Origin of the sequence: Simplicispira sp. 125, from assembly GCF_003096555.1 — a bacterium.
GTDB lineage: Bacteria > Pseudomonadota > Gammaproteobacteria > Burkholderiales > Burkholderiaceae_C > Simplicispira.
On record NZ_QEKM01000001.1, the window covers coordinates 3,378,317 to 3,391,064 of the forward strand.

The 12,748-nt window shown below is 59.9% G+C and carries 8 protein-coding genes and 3 pseudogenes; 4 read left to right on the forward strand and 7 right to left on the reverse strand.

The features are described 5' to 3' along the window. Positions 1-11: 11 nt before the first annotated feature. Positions 12-1,634: pseudogene (locus C8D04_RS15740) on the reverse strand (relaxase/mobilization nuclease and DUF3363 domain-containing protein); the annotation flags it as partial. Positions 1,635-1,726: 92 nt separating this feature from the next. On the opposite strand from C8D04_RS15740, the gene C8D04_RS15745 reads away from it, so the two are divergent. Together C8D04_RS15745 and C8D04_RS15750 are read left to right on the forward strand one after the other, a co-directional pair. Continuing rightward, a complete protein-coding gene (locus C8D04_RS15745) occupies positions 1,727-2,833 on the forward strand; it encodes an IS5 family transposase (protein ID WP_116005699.1) in 1,107 nt (368 codons plus the stop codon). An 842-nt stretch (positions 2,834-3,675) separates the two neighbouring features. Then, on the forward strand, positions 3,676-4,245 hold the full coding sequence (locus C8D04_RS15750) for a hypothetical protein (RefSeq protein ID WP_116005700.1): 570 nt from the start codon (positions 3,676-3,678) through the stop codon (positions 4,243-4,245). Positions 4,246-4,441: 196 nt separating this feature from the next. On the opposite strand, the gene C8D04_RS15755 is transcribed toward C8D04_RS15750, so the two are convergent. From C8D04_RS15755 to istA, 3 genes and pseudogenes are all read right to left on the reverse strand, one after another. Continuing rightward, a complete protein-coding gene (locus tag C8D04_RS15755; protein WP_116005701.1) occupies positions 4,442-5,263 on the reverse strand; it encodes a nucleotide-binding protein in 822 nt (273 codons plus the stop codon). A 127-nt stretch (positions 5,264-5,390) separates the two neighbouring features. Continuing rightward, entirely contained in the window at positions 5,391-6,218 is an 828-nt protein-coding gene (istB, locus tag C8D04_RS15760; RefSeq protein ID WP_066690515.1) for an IS21-like element helper ATPase IstB, read from the reverse strand. After that, a pseudogene (istA, locus tag C8D04_RS15765) lies at positions 6,211-7,671 on the reverse strand (IS21 family transposase); the annotation flags it as partial. The gene istB (C8D04_RS15760) and the pseudogene istA, both read right to left, overlap by 8 nt. A gap of 5 nt (positions 7,672-7,676) precedes the next feature. Here istA and C8D04_RS15770 point away from each other — a divergent pair. Both C8D04_RS15770 and istB (C8D04_RS15775) read left to right on the forward strand, forming a co-directional pair. Next, a pseudogene (locus C8D04_RS15770) lies at positions 7,677-8,078 on the forward strand (IS21 family transposase); the annotation flags it as partial. Continuing rightward, positions 8,071-8,898 (forward strand): IS21-like element helper ATPase IstB, encoded by an 828-nt coding sequence (istB, locus tag C8D04_RS15775; RefSeq protein ID WP_066690515.1) that lies wholly within the window; start codon positions 8,071-8,073, stop codon positions 8,896-8,898. The pseudogene C8D04_RS15770 and the gene istB (C8D04_RS15775), both read left to right, overlap by 8 nt. A gap of 625 nt (positions 8,899-9,523) precedes the next feature. Here istB (C8D04_RS15775) and C8D04_RS15780 read toward each other — a convergent pair. The 3 genes from C8D04_RS15780 to C8D04_RS15790 all read right to left on the reverse strand — a co-directional run bounded on the left by C8D04_RS15780 (position 9,524) and on the right by C8D04_RS15790 (position 12,694). Beyond that, the gene (locus C8D04_RS15780; protein WP_056642830.1) at positions 9,524-10,576 is read right to left on the reverse strand and encodes an MBL fold metallo-hydrolase; all 1,053 of its coding nucleotides are present in this window, start codon (positions 10,574-10,576) and stop codon (positions 9,524-9,526) included. 69 nt (positions 10,577-10,645) lie between these two features. Continuing rightward, positions 10,646-11,869 (reverse strand): AMP-binding protein, encoded by a 1,224-nt coding sequence (locus C8D04_RS15785; protein ID WP_056642827.1) that lies wholly within the window; start codon positions 11,867-11,869, stop codon positions 10,646-10,648. A 12-nt stretch (positions 11,870-11,881) separates the two neighbouring features. Beyond that, positions 11,882-12,694 (reverse strand): enoyl-CoA hydratase-related protein, encoded by an 813-nt coding sequence (locus tag C8D04_RS15790; protein ID WP_231940633.1) that lies wholly within the window; start codon positions 12,692-12,694, stop codon positions 11,882-11,884. Positions 12,695-12,748 lie beyond the last annotated feature (54 nt).

Genomic DNA, 12,748 nt, shown 5'->3' on the forward strand with positions numbered 1-12,748 from the left:
TTGGCAAAGCATCACGATACCCCTGGCTGGCGACCGAGATTCCACGACACGCTGCCACCGCGCACGGTGGCGGCGAGCTGCTGGCCCAGGCGCTGTTCGATCACGGGTTTCCATGGCACCAGGCTGAACCCCATGCCGTCATCGAGCATCACGTAGCGCCCGCTGGCGAGCATGACGCTGCGGCGGTAGATGCCGGCCACGCGCTGGCCGTCCGCGACGAGCTGATGCTCCAGGCCGGTTTCCGCCGCTATGTCCTTGGCGGCCTGGGCCAGTTCGCGGTTGCGCAGCGTGCCCAGCAGGTTGCGCGCCAGGATCACACGCTGCCCGCGCCGCTCGACCAGGCCCTGTTCGGCGAGGAAGTCGGCGCGCTGCTGCATCGCCTGCTTCGCTTCGCTGCCAAAACCCAGATCGCCCAGGCCCTGGCCACCGCCAATCAACTGCTGATCCAGCCAGGTGGCCCCGATCACGCGGGCCTGTCGCTCGATGGGCAGGTGCGATTTCAGCTCCACGGCCACGCCTCCCAGGCGCTGCGCGTCGTAGCTCCGGCCCTGCTCGGGCAGGTCGCCCGGCACCTTCCATAGACCCTCGGCCACGCGCTCCACGATGCCCGCCCGGCGCAGAGCCTCCAAGCGCCGGACATGGGTCGCCACGACCTCGGGCTGGCCCTTGGCGATGGCGAGGTGGTGGTCGGTGCGGTACAGCCCGTCAGTCGCCAATGCGGCGATGATCTGGTCGGCCTTGCGCAGGTCGGTGGAGCCCTTCACTTCCACCACGGCGCCCACGGGGTACTGTGCCAATTCAGTCTTGGGCGGCAGTGCCACATAGTGGGCCTTGCCATCAACGCCATCGACCACCAGATAGCCCCGGTCGTAAAGCTCGTCGGCCAGCCCTTTGCCCGCCACGCGGCCGACGATAGTGCGGCCATCATCACCGGGTTGGAACACGGTCAGCTCGCGCTGCCGTCCGCCCATCGCGCGTTGCATGGTGCGGATGATGTCACCGCGCTCGCCTAGGGCGCGCAGGGTCTTCTCTGCATCAGCATGCACGGCCCAGATGCTGGGCTGGGTTTCCGTCGCCAGGCCCATGCGCTGCAAGCGTTGCAGGCGGCCTACCAGCAACAGGCGCTGGCTGCGCAGCCTGGGATCGTCGAAGCGTTCGACCTTGACCATGCCATTCACCGCCTCGCGCTGCAACGTGCGATCCAGGCTCGTCCAGTGCTCTTGCTCCACTTCTCGGGCCAGGCCGCGCTGGATCTCCAGCTCGCTGCGCGGCCCCAGCCATTCGGTCGCCAGCTCCATGGCCCGCTCGCGCATGCCGCGGGTGATGTACTGCTGCGAGATGATGAGATCCTTGCCCGTGTCATCCTTGCCGCGCAGCACGACGTGGGTATGCGGGTTGTCGGTGTTCCAGTGATCCACGGCCACCCAGTCCAGCCGGGTTCCCAGGTCGGCTTCCATGCGCTGCATCAGGTGGCGGGTGTAGGTACGCAGGTCTTCGAGCTGCTCCGCATCCTCGGGCGAGACTATGAAGCGGAACTGGTGGCGATCGCCCCGGCCCCGCTCCTCGAAGGCTGCGGTATCCGCCTCGTCGGTCGTCGGGCCGTAGGCATGGCTTGGCTCGCCGCTGCGGCCTACCAGGCTGCAGAAATACTCCCCACCATCACTCCTCAGTTGACGCGCTGCCCGGACAATCGAGGCACCCCACCAACCAGACAGACGAGCCAGACATGCGCGGAGCTGATACCTTCACCGAGAGCCTATTCACCATGCGCCACCTCGATGATTTCGTTCCCGCCGATCACCCCCTGCGCGTGATCCGTGTGATGGTCAACAAAGCCCTGACCCACATGGATGAGCTGTTTGCCCGGATGTATGCGGCTGACATCAAAGGCGGACGCCCCAGCATTGCCCCCGAGAAACTGCTGCGCGCCATGCTCATTCAGGTGCTCTACAGCGTGCGCTCGGAGCGCCAGCTCATGGAACAGACCCAGTACAACCTTCTGTTTCGCTGGTTCATTGGCCTGGCCATGGACGATGCCGTTTGGGTGCCCACCGTCTTCAGCAAAAACCGCGAACGCCTGATCGAGCACGATGCGGTCATCGAGTTCTTCAATCAGATCGTGCAACAAGCCCAGGAACAGGAACTGCTCTCGGGCGAGCACTTCAGCGTGGATGGCACCCTGATCCAGGCCTGGGCGGGCCACAAGAGCTTTGTGCGCAAAGACCGCCAGGGCGACGACGATACCGACGCGGGCAACTTCAAAGACCAAAAGCGCAGCAACGACACCCATGAATCCACCACGGACGGGGATGCACGGCTGTACCGCAAGGGCAAGACTGCCAGCGAACTGCGCTTCATGGGCCACACACTCACCGACAACCGCCACGACCTGGTGGTCAGCGCCGTGGTCACCCAAGCTGACGGGTATGCAGAGCGTGAAGCGGCCAAGGCCATGATCAACGATGCGCGCCAGGCCCTGCCAAGCGATGAGCCCGTCACGATCACGCTGGGCGCGGACAAAGGCTACGACGCCAAGGAATTCATCCAAGCCCTGCAGGAGATGAACGTGCTGCCCCATGTGGCGCAGAACAAGTCAGGGCGTCAATCGGCGGTTCCTGACAGGATCGCGGGCAGCGAAGGCTACGCCATCTCCCAGCAAAAGAGAAAGCTGATCGAACAAGGCTTTGGCTGGGCCAAGACGGTGGGGCACATGCGCCAGGTGCTGGTGCGCGGGATCAAGAAGGTGGACCAGATGTTTGTGCTGACGATGGCGGGCTACAACCTCACGCGGTTGCGCAGCCTGGGGCAAATCCGTCTGCAGGGGCAGATGTGAAGGCAAAAGGGGCAAAAAAACCGTGCTTTGCGACTGAAAGCAGGCGATTTTGAGGGGTTGACTTTCAGGATACGGAAAAATGCGGCTACAGCCGCTGAACAGGTTCGGACGCTGGGGAGTATTTCAGCAGCCTGCTAAGGTCTGCAAGCCAAAACTGATGTTGGATGCATTCCGCAAGAGAGCGCTGTGTGCGGTGCTGTCGATATTAGGCTGTGGAATGCGTCGTCGGTGAGTTTACGACTTTAGCGTGCGCGCTCCACGGCAGAGCAGGGCGCAAGGGCGCGTGGATGCTAGTTCGCTGTTTACGACTTTATTTGGCGCGAATAACTATTCTGGGTAATTAAAGTCGTAAACACGCAAATAAAGTCGTAAACAAGCCATCAGCATTCATGCGGATTTGCGGGGTGGTTATTTGTAACGGTAAAGTCGTAAACTCGAATTCAACAAGTAGAGAAGAGCTAGATTTGCGGAGCTGACCTCGGCCCGGTAAGAACTTGTTGCTATATAAAGAAGAGCGCTAGCTTTGAGCGCTCTTTTTTTGCGAGAACTTCTTGAGGTTCGAGCAGGCCCTACATGCCGCAATGACTGCAAGAGGCTGGTTGCGGAAGTTCGACACCTGCGAGCTAGACATCTGCACGAAAGCTGATTGCAGTCATTCGCGACCGGTTCGGCTTAGACAAGCGTACCGACGTTTAGACGTTACCCTCCCGAACCTATGAGCCCATCTGACGCAACGTGACATTCGCCCCTTACCTCTGCTATACCCACTCTGTTTGCCGATTCACAACGCGAACTGCGGACCGACGCCGCAACAATCGAGCGAGCAAGGAGCGCGAAACAGAATGAGCGATTGGGATTTTCTTCACGACATGCACGACCGTGGGTACAGCGCCGACGACATAGCGGATGCTGCGGCCTGCGGCTATGCACCTTGGGAAGCGAAGTACATCGACCGGCAGTGGGCCGAGGAGCAACTTGAGGGCGAGCCAGAGGACACCGCCGCCTCGATTCAACCTGTAAGAAGCAGGGAAGGCTTTCCGTTCAGCATCCTGAAGCAGAAGGAAATCTTCCAAGACTTGGTCGAATGCGCGACGCGCCATTTCGACAACACTGGCCGATACCTCCAGGTCTGGGGCGAACTCGGCGAAATCTATGCGGAGATCAAGTTTGGGCTTCGCCGCCATGCGACCCACGCCCCCGGCTCGGACGGAACGATTGACGGCAAGCGTGTTGAGGTGAAGACTATTTCCCCCGAGAAGACCAGCGATCACGTATTGGTCAAGACCCAGGGCAACTTTGAGAAGCTGCTGATCGTCCGCATTGATCGGGAGTTCCAGTTCCAAGGCAAGCTCATTGACCGCAGCGAGCTTTCGGGCGGCGCGGGCAAGTACCTCAAAGCGCGGCTTCCCTGACGTTCTATTGGGTGTGGGCCGCATTAAGGTCATGTCCATCTGCTGTATCCGGCGGGTCGAAGGCTGACTTCGTGCCACTGCTCCGCCTTATGCAGTCGGCAGGTGCTAAGTACCCGAATCGGATTAGCGAAGCCCACTTGGTGGGTCTTTTTTTTAAGGCCGTTTGCTCGGCTGAGCCCATTCGACGTTGGAGGCTCTAGCCCCACCACTTTATGGTGTAGCCGCAGGCCTTCAACTCCTTCGACACTTCGGTCTTCCAACCGCCGAATTGGTCGAGTCCAACGTACACAACGCCACTGATGTCGTTGGGCGTTTCTATCTCGCCCTTGACCAGCGCGCATACGTTTTCTCGACCAAGCTTCGCCATCAGGTACCCATGCTCGAACACAACATTCTGACGAGCTCGGTTCTTAGGAGGAATTTCTGATTCGTGAACGCCGCGCCCGTGGTCGCACGCGGTGTAGAGGACCAGGGCAAAGTCCGCATCATTGGTGTAGCGCTCAATCTTCTCAATGATCGTCATGCCTGAACTCGCCTGTTCATGCAGGATGATCGGCTCAAGCCCTAGGTCCGAAACGAAGCGTGCCACTTCCTGCTTTGCTTCGTTATCGCGGCCATGCACGATGAAGACTTTTCGCTTGTTCCGCGTGACGGGCGCGGCTACCGGTAAAGAACCTGGGGATCGCATGAACACTGGCGTAGCAGCGTGTTCGGGTGCTGCCGTCTGCTGTCCAAACTCCAAGGAGTCCAGCAAGGGGGTGAACTCTTTCGAAATGTACGTTCGCCGCTCTGCGTAGGTCTTGAATTTTGGCTGGATGAAATTCCAAAAAGAACTCAAGTCGCGATTTGTCCGGACAAATGGCGGAACCAAGTGTGCGGTATCAGACAAGGACAAAAGCTCCTGCCTGAGGGTGGCATATTCATTATTGTCCGCATTTCCGCCGGTAGCGTGGGAGCTCAGCAACGTGGCCAAATAATTGGCCTTCTCAAATGGGGTGTGCAGGAATTCTATGCTCATGGTTTATTGTCGCTGAGATTGTTGGCGCCACTTGAATTCTGACCCACCCTGCCGATCCAATATTGACCCAGGGCGGATTGCTGAATTTGGAATCAGCAACTGTGGATAAGTGTAGCCAGTAGCCCGTTTAGAACGGTTCGTCTGGCTCTGCTGATGCCGGTGCAGTTATGCTGCCTTTGCGTGCACTCTCTCTGGCCTTGATGCGTGACTTCGCCGCCAGGGTGCTGTGGCGGAAGCGGTGGGACTCATTTCCGGTCTCCACGATATGGCAGTGATGGGTCAAACGGTCCAGGAGCGCTGTGGTCATCTTGGCGTCCCCGAACACCGCCGACCATTCCGAGAAGCTCAGGTTGGTCGTGATCACCACGCTGGTGTGCTCGTACAGCTTGGAGAGCAGATGGAACAGCAGGGCGCCACCGGCCTGGCTGAAGGGCAGGTACCCCAGCTCATCCAGAATCACCAGGTCCAGGCGCGACAGCGCCAGTGCGATGCGCCCAGCCTTGCCCTCGCGCTTCTCCTTCTCCAGTTCGTTGACCAGATCCACCGTGGAATAGAAGCGCACCCGCTTGCCCTTGGCTGCAATGCCCGCCACTCCGATGGCTGTGGCCAGGTGCGTCTTGCCCGTGCCCGGCCCACCAATGAGCACCACGTTCTGTGCCGTCTCGGTGAACTCCAGCGTACTCAGTTGCTTGACCAACTTGTGGTCTATCTTGGAGGCCTCGAAGTCAAAGCCTGCCAGGTCCCGGTGTAGCGGGAACTTGGCCGCCTTCATCTGGTGGCGCACCGAGGCAAAGGCCCGCTGTGCGTGCTCTGCCTGCAGCAGGTGCTCAATCAACCAGCGCGAGGTCTGTATGCCCACATCACTGCTTTGTCCCTCTGCAGTGGTCAACTCGACCCAGGCGCCGGCCATGCCGTTCAGGCGGAGTTCCTTGAATTGAGCAGCAATATCACGCATGGCTCACGCCCTCCATGGCGTCGCCACGCAGGCTGTCGTAGCGCCCGGTGTCGGCCAGTGGTGCCTCCTTGAGATCCAGGGTGCTCTCTATGTTGGGAGGAGGCTCTGGCGCATCAAGCCGAGCCAATACGTTGAGAACGTGCTCGGTGCTGAGCGCGCCCGATTCGATCACCAACTCCACCGCCACCAGCACCGCTTCCAGTCCGTGGCTGGACACGCAGTTGAGCACCTGCGCCATGGTCTTTTCACCGCCCTCATGGCGCATCAAGCCTTGTCGCAATCGCTGCAAAGGCGTCGGCATGTCTGCAAAGGGCGCGCCATTTCTCAGGGCACCAGACTTGCGCTGAATCAGCGCAATGTAGTGCTGCCAGTCGTAGCAGATGTGGCCCCGGTTGGGCAGCCTCTCGTGCCGTGCCACGATCATTTCGTCGCTGGCGATCTCCACCCGGCCGGGGTACAGCCGGGTGCTCACGCGCTGGCCTGCCAATTCGCACGGCACCGAGTAGCGGTTGCGCGCCACCGCCACCAGGCAAGTGCTCGACACCTTGGCTGAGCGCTCCACATAGCCATCAAAGGCTGTCGGCATGGGCATCAGTTCCGCGCGCTCCTGCTCCAGCATCTCGGCCACGCTGAACGCCTTGTACTCTGGGTGGCGCACCTCCTCCCACAGACTGCGGCAGCGTGCGCCCAGCCAAACATTGAGCTCGGCAAAGCTGCCAAACTTCTGCTGCTGCGCCTCCAGCCAGATGCGCCTGCGGCTGTCCTGCACGTTCTTCTCCACCACGCCTTTCTCCCAGCCGCTGGCTACGTTGCAGAAGTCGGCATCGAATAGGTAATGTGCGCACATCACGGCAAAGCGTGCGTTGACGATGCGGCCCTTGCCACCTTGTCCGCCTTTGCCGCGCGGGACCTTGTCCACGGCCGTCTTCATGTTGTCGTAAATACCCCGGCGAGCCACGCCACCGAGCGCCGCAAAGGAACGGGTGTGGGCGTCAAACAGCATCTCGTGACCCTGGCTGGGGTAGGCCACCAGCCAGAATGCGCGGCTGGCGCACAGCTTCATGTGCGACACCTGCATGCGGTGGTAGATACCGCCCACCACCAAGCCCTCTTCGCTCCAGTCGAACTGGAACGCCTCGCCCATCTCGAACTTCAGTGGCACGAACGCCCGGGCGTCCTTGCCAGCGTCGACGCGCCAGGCCCGGATAAAGTCCGTGACGCGGGTGTACCCACCCTCATATCCGCTGGTCTTGATTTGCGCAAACAAGGCGCGTGCCGTGCGACGGTTCTGCTTGGGTCGATGCGCATCGGCCTTGAGCGACTGCTCCAGTTCGGCCACATACGCATTGAGCTTGTTGAAGCCCGCCGTGCGGCTGTAGACGGGCTCCTTCACCTCCTCTGGCTTCCTCAGCCAGCTTCGCACCGTGTTGCGCGATAGGCCCGTGCGCTTGGCTGCCCAACCGGGGCCACATCTGCTACGACTGGCAGCACTACATTGCGCTGATTCAGCGCAAGTCTGGTGCCCTGAGAAATGGCGCGCCCTTTGCAGACATGCCGACGCCTTTGCAGCGATTGCGACAAGGCTTGATGCGCCATGAGGGCGGTGAAAAGACCATGGCGCAGGTGCTCAACTGCGTGTCCAGCCACGGACTGGAAGCGGTGCTGGTGGCGGTGGAGTTGGTGATCGAATCGGGCGCGCTCAGCACCGAGCACGTTCTCAACGTATTGGCTCGGCTTGATGCGCCAGAGCCTCCTCCCAACATAGAGAGCACCCTGGATCTCAAGGAGGCACCACTGGCCGACACCGGGCGCTACGACAGCCTGCGTGGCGACGCCATGGAGGGCGTGAGCCATGCGTGATATTGCTGCTCAATTCAAGGAACTCCGCCTGAACGGCATGGCCGGCGCCTGGGTCGAGTTGACCACTGCAGAGGGACAAAGCAGTGATGTGGGCATACAGACCTCGCGCTGGTTGATTGAGCACCTGCTGCAGGCAGAGCACGCACAGCGGGCCTTTGCCTCGGTGCGCCACCAGATGAAGGCGGCCAAGTTCCCGCTACACCGGGACCTGGCAGGCTTTGACTTCGAGGCCTCCAAGATAGACCACAAGTTGGTCAAGCAACTGAGTACGCTGGAGTTCACCGAGACGGCACAGAACGTGGTGCTCATTGGTGGGCCGGGCACGGGCAAGACGCACCTGGCCACAGCCATCGGAGTGGCGGGCATTGCAGCCAAGGGCAAGCGGGTGCGCTTCTATTCCACGGTGGATCTGGTCAACGAACTGGAGAAGGAGAAGCGCGAGGGCAAGGCTGGGCGCATCGCACTGGCGCTGTCGCGCCTGGACCTGGTGATTCTGGATGAGCTGGGGTACCTGCCCTTCAGCCAGGCCGGTGGCGCCCTGCTGTTCCATCTGCTCTCCAAGCTGTACGAGCACACCAGCGTGGTGATCACGACCAACCTGAGCTTCTCGGAATGGTCGGCGGTGTTCGGGGACGCCAAGATGACCACAGCGCTCCTGGACCGTTTGACCCATCACTGCCATATCGTGGAGACCGGAAATGAGTCCCACCGCTTCCGCCACAGCACCCTGGCGGCGAAGTCACGCATCAAGGCCAGAGAGAGTGCACGCAAAGGCAGCATAACTGCACCGGCATCAGCAGAGCCAGACGAACCGTTCTAAACGGGCTACTGGCTACACTTATCCACAGTTGCTGATTCCAAATTCAGCAATCCGCCCTGGGTCAATATTGGATCGGCAGGGTGGGTCAGAATTCAAGTGGCGCCAACAGGCTGGCCTCAGTCCTGTCGCCAAAACCTGGTCGCATGCGATGGAACTATGGGCTTGTCAAACCCCGAAGTACAACGCGAACTCAAAGAGAAATTGCACAGCTGCTTTATGAATTTCTCAGCCAAACCTCGTAGTTGCTAGAGGCAAGCAGTTGGCGAAGTGACGGCAGCCCGGGCGTGTCCGAATTTTTGTGTAAACGGTTCGGACTTCAGTTGATGGAGATGCGGTCTCCGAACTGAATGGTAAATCGGGTCAGGGCAGCTTTCCAATCCCGGATGGGCATGGTGAACCGCCCCGGGGCGGTTCACACCCACCGGGCTACTCATAACGGCGCACTGTGCATAACGACTCAAAACGGTCGCTCAAACGAATAAAAATTCAGGGGACTTCTCGGTCAGATTTCCGCAGATTGCCGCCGAAACACCGTTGCACCTGCCAATGGGCTTCGGTTCGAGGCTCGACGGCGTCTAGATCAACCGGGTCGATTCACCATAGAGCGTAGGGCGGCACTTCAATGTCAATATCTTGTTGAGTGCCACGCGACCCCGTTTTCGTCCATCGTGACTTCTATGGTGGCCTGTGCGATGAGAAAGTTTATGCAAGCAACTGCCTCACCTGTTGCCAGGCTCAGTTGCTGCGCATCCTGTTCTCCGATGGAGCGATGAAAGAGTGCAGCGAACGTATCGATGATCCGTTGAGGCCCGGTAGTCAATGTCTGACGTAACCGATTCAGTGCACTATTTTGGCCTGACCTGAGCGAGTCAAGGCGTTCATGCAGTCCATAAAAGGGCTCGTTGTGAGAGGGGAGTACCAACACATCGTTGGGAACATCCCTCATTAGTTTGTCGAGCCCTTCGTACCACTCCTTCAGCGGATTGGCCTGTGGCTCGCTGGCGAACACCGAAACATTCGACGAAATCTTCGGTAGCACCTGGTCGCCGGAGATCAGCAGTTTCAAGTCGGGGCAGTACAGAGAGGCATGTTCTGGTGAGTGGCCGCCGGTGGTGATGATCCGCCAGCCATATTTACCCAACTGGACGTGGTCGCCGTCCTGCAACCGTCGGTAGCTGTCAGGCAGAGCGTGGATATGTTTACCAAAGCTGCCGAAGCGACTGCGGTAGCTTTCAATGGCTGCCTCCGACCAGCCGGCGCATCTATTGAAGAGCACGCCGTCGGGCGGGGCTTCGCGGTTCGTGTCGGCATGCATCACGCGGCAGGTCAGGTACTCCAGCCGGCTCATGTGCAGCGGCACACCAAAGCGACGCGTGAACCAACCAGCCAAGCCGATGTGGTCTGGGTGCATGTGTGTGGCGAAAACGCCTTGGAGTGGCCGTGCCAGCGGCCCGTGCGCCATGAGGGCCAGCCAGTCGGCCACGGTGTCGGGGTTATTCAGGCCGGTATCTACCAGCACCCAGCCATCATGGGTATCTATGGCCCATACATTGATGTGGTCGAGTCGGAATGGCATCGACAGTCGGATCCAGCGTACGCCCGGGGCGATCTCGACCCAGTGTCGTGACGATGGTGGCTTGAATGGATAAATAAGTGGATTGGCTGCGAGTTCAATCATTGCTATCGTTTCATGAGGTAAGCGACGGTATAGCCACTAGGTGCATCAGACCAATGGCTTTTTAGAATTTCACTGCTTGTTGTCAACCAGCAAGGGTGCGTCAATGGGCATATCTTCTTGGATTACCCACTCGACTGAGTCGAGCCTCAGGCGGGTCAATTGCCTGAACACTTCGATCAAATCGCTTTGCGTGGCGTAGTGAGAAGCCCCTGGCGTTAGCACCGCGCGCAAGGTTGCAGTTTCCCGATGCTGCTTTTTTTCAACGATGATCTGGGCACGTTCTATAGCCGGGATCCGGATGATCAGCTCTTCCACGTTGCGTGGATAGATGAAAATTTCGCGTACTTTGACACCTTGGCCCACTCGGCCTTGCAACAAACTGATTCGTTCGACGAGACCATCCGGGGAATGGGCCAGCGCTTGCGCCACATCGCCTGTGCCAAAGCGGACCAGAGGCCAACCGCTGTCCAGCGTGGTGACCACTATCTGGCCGGGTTCGCCCGGCGGAAGGGGTGCGCCGGTGTGCGGGTCGCAGATCTGGACGAGCCGGTCAGGCTGGACCGTGTAGCCCAGTTGTCCTAGTTCCTCGTAAGCAATCAGCCCGAAGTCGCCGGTGGCATAAGCCGAGAACGTGCGGATTGCGTATTTCTGCTCCAATGCGCGGCGCTTGCCCATCCAGTCACCCAGTTCGCCGCCCAGCATTGCGGAGCGGACCTTCCATTGAGAAGGCAGGTCGTAGCCCATGCGCTCAAGCGTTTCGACCAAGGTCACGAAGAAGGAGGTGGAGGAGCAAATGCAGGTGATGCCCAGTTCCATGATGAGCTGCGCTTGTTGCTCGGCGCCGCCGGGCCCGCAGGGAATGAGCGTCGCCCCGGTGGCAGCAATGCCCGCATCTAGCAATAGGCCGGCTGGAACAAGATGGTAGGACCAGGTGTTGAGTACACGGTCACCGGGGCCGATTCCCGCCTGCCTGAACACATGCGAGAAGCCCTTGCCAGTGTCTTCGTCGAAAGAATGGGGTTCATAGACGGGGCCTGGGGAGACATAAATGCGGCGGATAGATGTGTCGTCGGCAGCGAGAAACCCACCGAATGGCGGTGACTGGCGCTGCTTATCAAGCAGTGAATCCTTACTTGTGACGGCGAGCCGTGCAAGGTCGGCAGGGCCTTGGAGATCCTGCGGCGTCATCATTGCAAGCTGATAGACCGCGCGGATGGCCGGGGCGCGGTCGTAGGCGAATTGCTGCGAAGCACGCAGTAGTCTGAATCGATCGGTGGTGGGTAACGTATGCATGGCGTTGCCGTCCTAGTGGCCCGTGAAGCGCGGGGTGCGTTTTTCGTTGAATGCGGCCAGGCCTTCGTGGAGATCGGCGCTGTGGGAATGCACTTCAGAGGCCAGAAGCTCCAATCGCAGGGCGGTGTCTAGAGGCTGTTGCAAACCATCGTCGACCAGCGTTTTCATGCGGCGCAGGCCAAGGGGGCTCTTCGTGGCAATTTTGTCGGCCACGGCTTGTGCAACGCTTTCGAGCTGGTCGTCGTCCACCACTTGGTTGACGAGGCCCGCTTCCACAAGATCTGCCGCGTCCACGAAGTCACCCGTGAAGAGAAGGTACTTGGCGCGTGTGGGGCCAATGACCCGCGGCAGGCGCACCGACCCCCCCCCTCCGGGGATCAGGCCGTAGTTGGCATGTGCGTCGCCAATTTTGGCGCTCCTTGCCGCCAGCACTAGATCACAGCACAGCACCAGTTCGAGCCCGCCCGCCAGAGTTATGCCGTTCAGGGCGGCGATCACGGGTTTTGGAAAGCGGTCAATCCGGTTCATGGTGGACAGTACGCTGTCCAGAAAGCCACTGGTGCCACTTTCGCCCGCTTGCGTCTTGACGTACTTGAGGTCGGCGCCCGCGCAGAAGGCCCGTCCAGTGCCCGTCAATACGACGGATATCACGTCTCCGCGGCTCTGTGCTTCGTTGAGTGCGTGGTCTATTCCCCGAAGCACCGCCGGGGTCAGCGAGTTCATTGCATCAGGTCGGTTCAGGCGAATCCACATGGTGCCTTTTCGTACGTCTGTAATCACAACCGGTGTCGACATCAGGGGTTCCTTGCTGGCTTGCGTGTTCATGGATCGATTCTGCTTTTGCCTCTGTTTTGAGGGACATGGGGTTTTCCATTACCC